Genomic DNA, 12460 nt, shown 5'->3' with positions numbered 1-12460 from the left:
CGGGGATAGTGGGTGTCGGTTCAGGGTGATGATGTAGCTTGTGGCTAGCTCCTGCTTTCTAAAAAATAGGCAATTTCGGGAAATTGAATTATTAATTCTTCACATTTGGAAATTAGGATAAATAGAAAATCCGTGAGGCACCCCATCTTGTAGTCCAGAACACCTATGGGCTGATTTAAAATTATTTGACGTAAATCATCTGGTATACTCACTGAACTCTTTTGAAATCAGCGTATGTTACACAGTTAAAATACTCAGGCGGGGTAAGTTCTTTTTGTTTTGTACTTGTCACTTATATGCATAATGTCTCCGTAATTATATCTAAAAAACACGAAAACGCTAGGTTGTGGAACTGGTAGAGCTATATGCTGGACATAAGTTTGAGTGCATGCTGCGTTTTTATCAATAACCTGAAAATCAAAAATTGGCACAAGCATTTAACTGTATAAGTGTAACAGTTCATATTATAGTTAATCTTATATATATTCACAAGGAATATAATTACCTACTTGATTAGAAGGTATAATGAATGAAGAATATGGTCTATGGGACGTTATTGTTTATACTGGCGGTCAAAAAATCCAGATTAATACGGAAAAAGCATGCTTAGTTCGAATTGGTTATGAGAGAAATTTGGTTCTCTTAAGAGCAGCAACATTAAGCATATTTAACAAATTTAATAGCAGGGAAGTTAACATTGCTCGCACTATTTTGAAGATAATCAAAAAAGTAAAAAAGGTAAATGTCCAGAGGAATTGAGATGAGTGTGGAAAAAAATTTCAGTGTTTTTGATCCTTCAATACGTTTTGAACATCGTGAGTTCTATGAAGAAATTGTCAATGAACTGAATGTTATTATCCCGGTATGTTTTTATGGAGAAGCCATAGCTGTTGCAATCAGTGAAAATTCAGTAGAACGGGATCAAATCATCGAATTGATGAAACATGTGGAAGGTTTCTCTAGACAGTTATTACAGATTACAAAGAAATTATTTGATCAATATTATATCGCCAAAGAGGAACAACATGAATCAATTCTTCATACTACTGCTTATAATAAGATCAACACTCTGGACAGGAATCTTCTTGAGCGGACTTGCGATGTAAGATGGTGGGCACTGGAAACAGCTTTTAGCGATTGCATTGCATTTTACGAAAAAACCAAACAAAACGCGGTATCTATTTTGCAAATTATGGGGGAAGGCCAAAGTCAGTCTCAACCCCAAGAGCCGGCAATTACTGAAGGAACAGATGCTTCTCTTTCAGCGGCAGAATTAAATATAAATTCTCAGATCGCCGACGAACTTAGAAATTTCCCCGAATTATTAAAAGATGGAGCATTAAAGGACTTTATCGGAAGATTTAAGCACTTTTGCCATGCGTCTCAGGCTGGGGACAAAAATCAAAAGGCTCTGGAAAGTTTTTTGCAAAATATGGTGGATCTGGATTCTAAGATCTCCTTTGCCTGCGATCGGTTGGAAGATATCAAGACCTCCTATACACTTTATAGGGATCTGGTCATTGCCGATTCTGAAGGATATGTCATCGCTAATTCAAACAGCCTTAGAAGATCAGACGTTTTAGGTATAAGGGTAAACGATGAAGATTGGTTTACTAGGGCTTTGAAAACTAAAAACGGAACAGAATATATTGCTGAGGATATTTGTCCATCTAAAGTAGAGGAGCAGCTTTCTCTTGTATATTCCACTGCTGTTCGTGAAGATAGCAATGAGGATGGCAACGTGCTTGGGGCCATGGGTATCTATTTTGATTTTCAGGGAGAGGCCAAAATCATCCTGGATGAATATATGCCTTTAACTCAGGAAGGCATCATACAGGATGGCTGTTATTCGATGTTTACCAGTAGTGATGGAAAAATTATTGCCTCCACAGATGAAGATATACTCGAGGTTGGGACAAAAGCGCATATTCCACGAAATAACCGTGCCTTAGTTGATGGAGGGCAGGCTAATGCCTATATGGCCTTTGAAGGGGTCGAATCTGCCATATTTTCTTCCAGAACAGACGGTTATCTGGAATATCGCGGGCTTGGTTGGAGTTCCCATATCATTCTTCCCAAATCACATATTTTTGTGGACACAATCGAAGATGGTGGATATAATATTGAATCAAAAGAGTTAATGAATTCCAATATCAACCCGGATATCAATAAGCAGACCTATGCAAAAATACAAAATGACAAAACTGAAATTTTATTGATATCGATTAACGGGACCATATACGGCTCAAAAATGGGAGTACGCGGTGATCAGTTGGGGCCAATTTTCAATCAGATCACACAATCCAGCAATTTCATTACGTCTAAAATGGAAGGGCTGCTGCAGGAGATGGCAGCTGTTGAACTGCAGTTGAATTTAAAGACACTGGAAAACTTTGCTAAACAGGCCATCGATCTAATTGATCGAAATCTCTTTGAAAGGTCGGCTGATATTCGCTGGTGGTCAACTGATGAATATTTCTGGAAAGCGCTATTAAATCCATCTGAAGAGGAATTCATGAAAGCCAGTGATCGGCTAAAAGTTATCAATGGCAGTTATACCATGTATAGGAATCTGTTTTTAGCGGACTTGAATGGAGTTATCAGGGCCTGTTCAAATACAGAGTTAATGAGTGAACTTAGTGAACTTGATGTGTCAGATCATATCTGGTTTGAGGAAGGGGCCCGTACTTCACGATCAAGTCAATATGCTGTTCAGGACGTCATGAATTCCTCTCTGGAAAAGGATAAGCAGCGGTCTCTGATATATGCCGGCGGCGTTCGCAAAAATGGCGAGCGGGAAGGTAAATCTATAGGAGTACTTGGGGTCCTGTTCGATTGGGATACTGAAGCGAAAACGATATTGTCAACATGTCTTCCTAAAGACAGGAAAGGCGAGATTATCCCTGGCAGTGTTGCTGTGTACGTTAACCATGATTTTGAAGTGATTGAAACAACAGGCAACGAGGATTTTTCCGTTGGTTCTATTCTTACCCTTCCCGATGAAGTCTCTGCTCTACATTCAGGAGAGAAAATTTCCGGCCTTTTTGAATTTAATGATCAAAAATATATCTATGGTGCATGCAAAACCAAGGGATACCGGGAATATCCGGGTTTGAACTGGATTGCCTGTGTTCTGAGGCCAATTTCTACAAGTGCCTGAAAAGATGAATAAGGATTTAATCTGATGGAATCTTTACGTGATTCTTCAGATATCATCTTTAAAAAGGAATAGCGAATAGTATTTGCATATAAAGAAAGATTTAGTAATAGAACAATTATGATTCCGTTTTTCCTGACATTTTTCATATATCTGCGTTCTCTCTACAAAATGCTCAAGCAGCCTGAATTCAGAAGTTTTTTTGTGCTTGTTATAATTACCTTGACTTTTGGAACTATTGTATATCATTCAGTAGAAGGTTGGAGATGGCTTGATTCCCTGTATTTTTCAGTAATCACCCTGACAACCATAGGTTATGGAGATTTTGCCCCGGTAACTGATGCAGGAAAGATATTCACTATTCTGTACGTTTTCACAGGAATCGGAATATTGTTAGGCTTTGTTACTGCAAGTGGTGAATATTTTAGAAAACAGCATATAGAGCAAATGTCCTTAGGTGTTCCGAATTTTCTGTGGGATTCGGGTAATACTCTGGAAGAAATGGAACGGGATATTCTGGAGAACATAAAGGATAACGAAGAGGAAGCTATTATTCTATAGGCTTTTGTTTATAGGTTAAACTTTTCGGCTTAATATTTATAAAAAAGAGCCCCCGGGGGGATTTGAACCCCCGACCTGCTGATTACGAATCAGCCGCTATACCCCTAAGCCACAGAGGCAACTGTGAACGACACTATAACTCTATATGTTGATTTAATAATTTCGCTTGTTATTATATTTAATTATAATACTCTCACTTCAATGCAGACATTGAACTGGTGAGGGGCGTATGAGCGCACAACTCTGTTTTCAGCAACTTCAATTGTCCTGCCTGCTCTTTCTGCCGCTTCTTCAATCAGTTTCAGGGAACTGTCAAAGAGATCGTCTTCATGTGTGATATCGTAATAGTGAATAATTGCCCCTGGTGCGCAGAGTTTAACCGCAGCGTCAAGGAACTCGTTTGCATTGTGGGGCAGGTTCATGATCACATGATCTGCTACCCCTGCAAACTTTTCAGCTTCAATGTTGGCATCGCCTTCGATTGCCTCCACATTGCTTGTGGAATTGAGTTCAACGTTGTGGCGTAAGAACTCTACAGCATCAGGGTTCTTGTCGATAGCGATAACCTTGATGTCGGGACTTTTCCTGGCTATCATTATACTGTATGGTCCAACCCCTGCAAACATGTCTACGACAGTCTGTCCATCCTTTATCTGTGTAAGGATGCGTGAGCGTTCGGTTGCAAGGCGGGGGGTGAAGTATGCTCTTTCAAGATCAATGTAAAAGCGTGAACCATATTCTCTGTGGATTGTTGATGTCCTGTCCTCTCCCGCAACAGTTCTGAATCTGCGGGTTCTAAACTCTCCTTGCACAGGACTCATGGCAGCAAGAACCGTCTTTACATTTTTCTTCACCTTCATGATGGCATCAGCAACCTTCTGAGGTTCCGGCACATCGTCTTCTATAAGTGCGATATCTCCAACAATTTCAAAATGAGGTGCGTTGTCCAGTAGATCTTCAAGCTTTAATTGTCCTTTCTGTTCTTCAAACTCCTTTTCAGTAAGTTCAAATTCTCCGGGCAGTTCCTTTAACTGTGATTCCGGTGGCTTTTCTGTAAGCGGGAGGAACAAGTAATCTTCTTCGGAGCATATGCGTGCGGAATTATCCAGCAGGTCCATTTCCAGCAGTGCTCTGCGTATGGGTTCGCCCTCTCTTTTCAAAACCTTGATGCAACTTTTTCTCATGTTTACGTACCTATAATAAACCATGACCCGAACAGGACAAGGAACAGACCACAAGACATCAGTACCCTTTCATAAACTTTTGGGGACATGAGCCTCTTTCCTTTACTGAATGATGTGGATACAACCGTAAAATAGCCAAGGTCTGCAAACCAGTGCCCTATCACGAACATCGCCGCTGCAAGTATGCTTATCTCAAGTCCCTTAAGGACAAGGGCGCTTCCGGCAGCCACCCACCACAACCAGAAATATGGGTTTGAGGCAGAAGTGATTATTCCGGCAAGCACTGGATTTGAGTTTGTGGTCCCATGCTCATGTATTGAACTTGCTGCACCTTTTGCATTTCTCATGGTAAGGATACCGAACACAACAAGTGTGGCTCCTCCTGCTATGGAGATTGCAAGAACTGTATTGTCGCTAACCGCTGTAATGCCAAATATTATCAATATGCACACCAGAAACTCCAGAATCGCATGACCTATGAAAATCTCGGGGCCTGCTCTCCATCCTTTTTTCAGGGAGGAGTCTATCGTGGCAAAAAGCATTGGTCCAGGTACAAGTGCACCTGTCATGCCCACGGCAAAACCTATTGTCAGCATTTCCAGTAGTTCGAACATAGTCTATACTGGTAAATCCGGTCAAATGTTAAAAATGATTTGGAAAAAAGTATGTGTAACAAAGGAAGTGGTGGTACAGCCTTCCTTTGTTCAGTCATTGTTCAAGTTCTTTAGAGAATGATCTCTATGTCAAGCTCTTCTGCAAGCTCTTTGTACCTGTTACGGATAGTGACTTCTGTCACACCTGCAACATCTGCGACCTCACGCTGTGTACGGCGCTCTCCACAAAGGATGGATGCAATGTAAATTGCTGCTGCTGCAACACCGGTTGGTCCACGGCCACTGGTAAGTTCTTTCTCGGAAGCCTGCCTGAGGATCTCAACACCTCTGGACTGTACTTCACCTTTAAGGTTAAGTCCTGAACAGAATCTTGGGACATAATCTATTGGTGAGGTTGGCATGAGTTTGAGGGACAGTTCTCTTGAAATGAAACGGTATGTCCTGCCGATCTCTTTCCTGCTTACCCTTGATACTTCTCCAATCTCGTCAAGTGTCCTTGGGACACTGCACTGGCGGCATGCTGCATACAATGCTGCTGCTGCAACACCTTCAATACTTCTTCCACGGATGAGGTTCTTATCGACTGCTTTCCTATATACTACAGCGGCAGTTTCACGAACTGTCCTTGGCAGACCAAGAGCTGATGCCATACGGTCAAGTTCGGACAGTGCGAATGCAAGGTTCCTTTCCGTAGCGTTGCTTACTCTTATCCTACGTTGCCATTTTCTTAGCCTGTACAGCTGAGCCCTGTTCTTTGATGAAATTGATTTACCGTATGAGTCACGGTTTCTCCAGTCTATCATAGTAGACAGACCTTTGTCATGTATCGTGTAGGTCATTGGTGCGCCCACACGGGAACGCTTCATTCTCTGGTCATGATCGAAAGCACGCCATTCAGGTCCTTCATCAACAAACTCTGCGTCGACCACAAGCCCACAGTCAGAACATACGAGCTCTGCCCTCTCATAGTCCTGTACAAGGTTACGGCTTCCACATTCCGGACACTGGACCTTCGCTTTTTCTACATCTAAATTCTTATCTTTTTCTTTACGTGCTTTAATCATTGCACGTATCTTCTCCCTCTCGGAAGTATCGGAATATCGTACCCTTTCAACTTCGACCATTAAAATCACCTTTTATAAACATTTAAGAAAATATATTTGGTAAGTATATTCTTAGTCATCCACAGCTCACAGCGTAATCACTTATAATCTACGTCAATGCGTCATTGAACGTAAACGCGCTCATTTACAAGTTTTTCCAATCCGGTAGCTATAATTCTCTTATCAGGTTTCAGAGTAAAATAGGGCTGGTCAACTGGACCAAATATGCCGGAAACCTTTCCGATAGGCTTAATGGATTTATCAAGAACTAAAGAATTAATTCTGGGTAACTCCCTCATCGACCCGGAAAACTTCTTTTCGTCGCCTCTAATAACGACTTCATTCTGCTTAGAAATATGCAGTATCTGACCTAATCTTTTCATGTGTGTTCTTTTACTGTCTTTAGGTTTTATACTATATGGTACGCTAATTCTATAAATACTTATCGTAAGCATTTTAATATTAGTTTTTTTCAGTACAAAAACATATCTGTGTTTTTTCAGACAATGTCAGTTGTTCGCAGACCACAACCTTAAAGTTATAAAAGAACAATTGTGGCTCGACTTACAGTACTAATGAATGTCCATCATATATTCTTATGCATGGAGGAAATTCGGTGGCAGATAATAAATTCGTATATTTTTTCGGAAACGAAGAAACTGAAGGTAAAAATAGTATGAAAGATCTGCTGGGTGGCAAAGGTGCCAACCTTGCAGAGATGGCCAATCTGGGAATCCCTGTTCCACCAGGATTCACCATAACAACTGAGGTTTGTTTACTTTATCTTGATAAGGGGGTTTATCCAACCGAGGTTATTGACCAGATAAATAATGCAATATTAAAACTCGAAAAGGTAACTGGCAAAAAGTTCGGAAACAATGAGAACCCTTTGCTTATTTCAGTAAGGTCCGGTGCACGGGTTTCTATGCCTGGCATGATGGACACTGTTTTAAACCTAGGGTTAAATGATGATACTGTAGCAGGTCTGGCAAAGAAGACTGGCAATGAAAGATTCGCTTATGACAGCTACCGCAGGTTCCTCACCATGTTCGGTGATGTTGTGCTGGATATTCAACATCACAAGTTCGAATCGGCTCTAAGTGAGAAAAAACAAAAGCTGGGTGTTGTTCTTGACACTGATCTCAATGCTGATGCCCTTAAGGGACTTGTTGAAACATTCAAGTCTATAATAAGGGATGAAACTGGCAAAGATTTCCCTCAGGACCCACGCAAGCAGCTCCAAATGGCAATTGATGCTGTGTTCAATTCATGGAACAACCAGCGTGCGATCACTTACAGGCGCCTTAACAATATTCCTGGTGAATGGGGTACAGCTGTAAACGTTCAATCAATGGTCTATGGTAACATGGGTGAAACCTCTGGTACCGGAGTGGCATTCACAAGAGATCCTGCGACAGGAGATAAACGCTTCTTTGGCGAGTATCTTATGAATGCGCAGGGTGAGGATGTTGTTGCAGGTATCAGGACTCCTGAGTCAATAGTGACCCTCGAGAATACAATGCCAGAATCTTATGCAAAACTTGAAGAGATATATAAGAAGCTGGAAAATCACTTTAGTGATATGCAGGATATCGAGTTTACCATTGAAGAGGGCAAATTATTCATGCTGCAAACAAGAGCAGGTAAACGAACTGCTGCTGCTGCACTGAAAATCGCTGTTGATATGGTCAATGAAGGACTCATTGATAAACGAACAGCTCTTATGCGTGTCTCTCCTGAACAAATTGATCGTCTTTTACATCCAACAATTGATTCCCAAGCTGAATATGAAGTTCTTGCCACAGGTCTTCCTGCATCTCCGGGTGCTGCTGTTGGTAAAGTTGTTTTCACCGCAGAACATGCAGAGGAAATGGCAAAGAACAATGAAAAGGTCATTCTTGTCCGTACAGAGACCTCTCCTGAGGATATAGGCGGCATGGATGCTGCACAGGGAATCCTCACTGTAAGGGGAGGTATGACATCTCATGCAGCCGTAGTTGCAAGAGGTATGGGTAAACCCTGTGTAGCCGGATGTGGCGCAGTCAGTATTGATATGAGCAGTTTAACATTCACAGTCTGCGATGTTACTGTGAATGAAGGTGATTATGTTACTCTGGATGGAACCACTGGTGCTCTCATCATTGGTGAAGTTGACCTTATCACTCCGACTGTAAGCGGTGAACTTGATGTACTACTTTCCTGGGCGGATGAAGTAAGGGAGATGGGTGTCAGGACAAATGCAGACACACCACATGATGCTCAGGTTGCCAGGGAATTTGGTGCTGAAGGTATCGGACTTTGCAGAACCGAGCATATGTTCTTTGGCGAGGACCGTATTCCTGCAGTAAGGGATATGATTCTGGCTGAAGATACCAATGTAAGAAAAGCAGCTCTCGATAAACTTCTTCCAATGCAGAAAGAAGATTTCATGGGTATCTTCAAGGTAATGGAAGGTTATCCTGTAACCATCCGTCTTCTTGATCCGCCTTTGCACGAGTTCCTTCCGAAACATGAAGAACTTGCAGATAAACTAAGGGCAGTTGAGGCGGCAGGTGGCAGTTCCAAAGAGATGGAAGATATCAAAAGGCTGATGGAACGTGTTGACTCTATGGTAGAGACCAATCCGATGCTCGGCCACCGTGGTTGCCGTCTTGGTATCACATACCCTGAAATTTACAAGATGCAGGTCCAGGCTATCATCGAAGCGGCATGTGAGCTTAAATCAAGTGGTATGGACATTGTTCCTGAAATAATGGTCCCTCTGATATCTCATGTCAATGAACTTAGTTCCGCCAAGAAGGATCTTGTTGAAGTTGCAGAATCCGTGATGGCCAAAAATGGTGTAAAACTGGATTATCTTGTAGGTACAATGATCGAACTTCCAAGAGCTGCTCTGACTGCAGATCAGATTGCAAAGGAGGCAGAGTTCTTCTCATTTGGAACTAATGATCTTACACAGACAACATTTGGTTTCAGCAGGGATGATGCAGGTAAGTTCCTTCCATTCTATATCGAGAATTCCATACTTACAAACGATCCTTTCGCAGTCCTTGATCAGGAAGGCGTTGGTGAGCTTGTCAGGATTGGTATTGAAAAGGGACGTTCCACAAGACCTGATCTTAAGATTGGTATATGTGGTGAACATGGTGGAGAACCAAGCTCTGTGAAGTTCGGATATAATATCGGACTGAACTATGTAAGTTGCTCTCCTTTCCGTGTGCCAATAGCAAGACTTTCCGCAGCACAGGCTGTAATTGAAAAACAGGATAACTCCTGATTTTTCAATACTTTTTGTTTTCTTTTTTAGTAGAACAGAATTTTCAATTAATAGCCTAAGCTAACGTCTATCCGATTTCGGGATGCTTTGACAACTATCTGTCCTTGTCTGTTAACAAATGGCTAGGCTAAAAAAGATGTGTGAAGAGCATGGCTCTTCAAAAAAGTGAACAGATCAATATGATCTTGTGATCATATAATCTGCAATTGCCAGAAGTATAGTCTTTGCTTCTGACTCTTCAACAACATCAAGAAGCTCTTTACCTTTTGCCACGTAGGACAGTGCAAGGTCTCTTACATAATCTATGGATCCTGCTTCTTCGAGCTGGTGAACTGCTTCATTGATCTCTTCTGTTGTAGCCTCTCCCTTTCCAAAGATCTTAAGTTCTACACCCTTGTTCAGGGCATGTATGGCTATGAGTGTCTTCTTACCTTCCATAAGGTCACTGCCTCTGACCTTTCCAAGTACTTCTTCAGGAGTTGTCATGTCAATGACATCATCGTAGATCTGGAAAGCGATACCTATCAACCTTCCACATTCGTAGAATGCATCAGCAACTTCTTCAGATGCACCGCCAAGAATCGCGCCAATTTCCATGGAAGCGGCATAGAGCACACCGGTTTTCTTCTCGATCATTTCGAGATATTCTTCCTTTGTAACATCTGTGCGACTCTCAAACTCCACGTCCATCCATTGTCCTTCGCAGATATCTCTGCATGTCTTGGAAAGTATGTCGATACACTTCAGTATGCGCTCTGGATCTCCTGATGCATGTGTAAGTATCTCAAAAGCCTTTGAGTAAAGGGTATCACCTGCAAGGATGGCTCCTGCTTCTCCCCATTTTACATGGACTGCAGGCATTCCGCGGCGTATGTCATCCCTGTCCATTATATCATCATGGACAAGTGTGAAATTATGGACCAGTTCCACGGCCACAGCGGCTGGAAGAACCGTTTCAAGATCAGAACCTACGGCTTCTGCAGCAAGAATTACAGTTGCCGGACGAAGTCTTTTACCTCCGGCGTCAGGAAGGTATCTGGCTGCTTTATAAAGTTCATATGGCTTGTCTATAGGAAGGTATTCCTCAATACCTTTATCGACATGCACTGAACGTTTTTTAATCTCTTCAATCAAATCCATAAACATCCCTATCTATATTAATTACTCTTCGTCAATGTAGAGTTCTTCTCCATTCCTCAGGAGGTGAAGAGTATCTCCCAGTATGTATCCTGCATCTTCTGCCATCTGTATGTACTCGCTGTGCATCTGTATGGTGCCGTGTGCAGGTATCACATGTTCAGGTTTGAGCATTCTCAGAAGTTCCCAGTGGTCCTCACGGTATGCGTGTCCTGAAACATGGACATTATCATATATTCTGGCTCCGCGCATCTTCAATTTAGTCTCAAGTGCATAGCGGTTTGCCTGTGTCATCGGGTTTGGTATGATATTTGCAGAGAATATTACTCTGTCACCTTTATCAATTTTAAAAGGTGTCTCTCCGTTTGCAATTCTTCCAAGAACTGCACCGGGTTCTCCCTGGTGACCTGTGACAACTGGCAGGTACTTGTCCTTGCCGCCTTCCATGATCTTAGCCAGAGCTTTGTCTATCTCTCTTCTGTTTCCGTAGATTTCTACTGAATCCGGAAGGTCTATGTATCCCATCTGGTGAGCAGTTGCAATGTATCTCTCCATTGATCTTCCCATAAGAACGGGAGTCCTTCCCATTTCTTCTGCAAATTTAACAATGGAGTTCATGCGGGCTACGTGTGATGCAAAGGTTGTTACGATCATGCCTACATCTGACTCTTCTGTTTCAAGTAGTACATCCCTTAGCATAGAGTGTGCTATCATTTCAGACGGAGCTTTTCCGTTACGTCCTGAGTTTGTGCTCTCTGTGATAAGTGCAATGACTCCTTCCTCACCAAGCTGCTTAAGCCTGTTAAAGTCAGGTGCTTCCCCGAGGGTAGGTGTCCTGTCAAGCTTAAAGTCACATGCATATACAATGGCACCACTTACGGTATGGATCACAAGGAATATAGTATCAATTATACTGTGCTGGGTATTGACGAATTCGATGGAAATGTCCTTTGTGATTTCCATTGTTCCGCCAGCATTCATTGATACGATGTTGTTCTTTACTCCGAATTTTCTCTCAGACTCAATTTGATGTTTAATGAGGGTTGTTGTATAAGGAGTTCCTATAATGGGGGCTGTGTATCTGTGTGCAAGCTTTGATATTGCGCCAATGTGGTCAAGGTGGCCGTGTGTACAGACAATTGCACGCACATTTCCATTCACCTCTTTCATAATTGTGTCATCGGGAATCGCTCCCATCTCAATGAGTTCAAGTGAATGCATTTTGTCGATCTCTACGTCCTCATGTATCTGAACTCTATCCAGACGGAGGCCCATATCAACGATGATTATGTCATCATTGATTCTGATGGCAGTCATATTACGGCCCATTTCATTATAGCCGCCAACTGCAATAATTCCTATTTCTGTCATGTATATTACTCTCTAATTATAGTATGTGTTTTATTTAAGTATTCCCTTACTGGATG

10 protein-coding genes and 1 tRNA gene are annotated in these 12460 nt (G+C 42.0%); 4 read left to right on the top strand and 7 right to left on the bottom strand.

What is annotated here, in order from left to right; all coding sequences use genetic code 11:
• Positions 1-525 precede the first annotated feature (525 nt).
• The 3 genes from RE476_RS06120 (at position 526) to RE476_RS06110 (ending at position 3718) form a co-directional block, all read left to right on the top strand.
• Positions 526-759, top strand: a complete 234-nt coding sequence (locus RE476_RS06120) for a hypothetical protein (protein WP_309309507.1) — start codon at positions 526-528, stop codon at positions 757-759.
• A gap of 1 nt (position 760) precedes the next feature.
• Positions 761-3160, top strand: coding sequence for a cache domain-containing protein (locus RE476_RS06115; RefSeq protein WP_309309506.1), 2400 nt, complete (start codon positions 761-763; stop codon positions 3158-3160).
• Positions 3161-3277: 117 nt separating this feature from the next.
• Positions 3278-3718, top strand: coding sequence for a potassium channel family protein (locus RE476_RS06110; RefSeq protein ID WP_309309505.1), 441 nt, complete (start codon positions 3278-3280; stop codon positions 3716-3718).
• A 47-nt stretch (positions 3719-3765) separates the two neighbouring features.
• Here RE476_RS06110 and RE476_RS06105 read toward each other — a convergent pair.
• From RE476_RS06105 to RE476_RS06085, 5 genes are all read right to left on the bottom strand, one after another.
• Positions 3766-3837, bottom strand: a tRNA-Thr gene (locus RE476_RS06105).
• A 63-nt stretch (positions 3838-3900) separates the two neighbouring features.
• On the bottom strand, positions 3901-4902 hold the full coding sequence (locus tag RE476_RS06100; protein ID WP_309309504.1) for a class I SAM-dependent methyltransferase: 1002 nt from the start codon (positions 4900-4902) through the stop codon (positions 3901-3903).
• Positions 4903-4904: 2 nt separating this feature from the next.
• The gene (locus RE476_RS06095) at positions 4905-5516 is read right to left on the bottom strand and encodes a LysE family transporter (protein WP_309309503.1); all 612 of its coding nucleotides are present in this window, start codon (positions 5514-5516) and stop codon (positions 4905-4907) included.
• Positions 5517-5626: 110 nt separating this feature from the next.
• A complete protein-coding gene (locus tag RE476_RS06090) occupies positions 5627-6640 on the bottom strand; it encodes a transcription initiation factor IIB (RefSeq protein WP_309309502.1) in 1014 nt (337 codons plus the stop codon).
• Between the two features lie 101 nt (positions 6641-6741).
• On the bottom strand, positions 6742-7002 hold the full coding sequence (locus RE476_RS06085) for an H/ACA ribonucleoprotein complex subunit GAR1 (protein ID WP_309309501.1): 261 nt from the start codon (positions 7000-7002) through the stop codon (positions 6742-6744).
• Between the two features lie 233 nt (positions 7003-7235).
• Here RE476_RS06085 and ppdK point away from each other — a divergent pair, with 233 nt between their 5' ends.
• Positions 7236-9896: a pyruvate, phosphate dikinase gene (gene ppdK, locus RE476_RS06080; RefSeq protein ID WP_309309500.1), complete on the top strand. Its 2661-nt coding sequence runs from the start codon at positions 7236-7238 to the stop codon at positions 9894-9896.
• 174 nt (positions 9897-10070) lie between these two features.
• On the opposite strand, the gene RE476_RS06075 is transcribed toward ppdK, so the two are convergent.
• A complete protein-coding gene (locus RE476_RS06075; RefSeq protein WP_309309499.1) occupies positions 10071-11036 on the bottom strand; it encodes a polyprenyl synthetase family protein in 966 nt (321 codons plus the stop codon).
• Positions 11037-11057: 21 nt separating this feature from the next.
• Complete coding sequence (locus RE476_RS06070; protein WP_309309498.1) at positions 11058-12404, bottom strand: RNase J family beta-CASP ribonuclease; 1347 nt, start codon at positions 12402-12404, stop codon at positions 11058-11060.
• Between the last annotated feature and the right edge of the window lie 56 nt (positions 12405-12460).

Source organism: Methanolobus mangrovi, assembly GCF_031312535.1.
Taxonomy (GTDB): domain Archaea; phylum Halobacteriota; class Methanosarcinia; order Methanosarcinales; family Methanosarcinaceae; genus Methanolobus; species Methanolobus mangrovi.
The sequence above is the reverse complement of the archived record's forward strand: the minus strand, read 5'-3'. Positions and strand labels throughout refer to the sequence as shown.